Here is a 647-nt window from a genome sequence, read left to right as displayed (position 1 = left end):
AGCTTTTTACCATGACCTTTTTTATAACCTATGGCTACAAAGGCGTTGAAACTGTCATCACGTTGATGAATCCAGTCACCATGCTTGTCTGGTGTAATGAGTTGCCAGCCTTGTTCACGGGTAATACCATCAATACCGCCAAATTCGTCAAGGATCTCAAGTTTCCTTTTAGTTGTAAGATTACTACCAATGTCGTGATAGTAAATTTTACATGATTCAGTCACATTGGGCTTTTTGATAAAGAGCGTTATAGCGATACCGGTCATACTACCATTGCCAAAAACATTTTCCCCTTCTTGAGCAGCCCCATTGCTTAACATATTTTTACGAATATCTCCTCGTAAATTGAGTACGTAAATACTGCTAAATTCTTTGGCTAAAGATTTTCGTAAACCGTCCATTGTTGACTTTTCTATGTAACCTGAACCAGAAACAAAGCCAATTACTCCAGCATTATCAATACGGTCACTAGCCCAGCGAATGGCACGAATATAGCTATCATACAAATTTCTTTTTAGTTTTGCTTGAGATCTTGATGCATATGTATCACGAATTCTTGCATCAAGTGCAGTATAGGCTATATTCGCATTATTATCATTTTCACTTTTTTGCCCAGTTGAGTAAGGAGGATTACCAAAGATAACTTT

1 pseudogene is annotated in these 647 nt (G+C 37.4%); it reads right to left on the bottom strand.

Annotated features, from left to right (window positions below):
* Window positions 1–647, bottom strand: a pseudogene (locus BN338_RS12545) (damage-inducible protein); the annotation flags it as partial.

It is taken from the genome of Bartonella queenslandensis AUST/NH15 (genome assembly GCF_000312585.1).
Taxonomy (GTDB): Bacteria; Pseudomonadota; Alphaproteobacteria; order Rhizobiales; family Rhizobiaceae; genus Bartonella; species Bartonella queenslandensis_A.
Note: the sequence above shows the minus strand (reverse complement) of the source record. Positions and strands in the feature narration are given on the sequence as shown.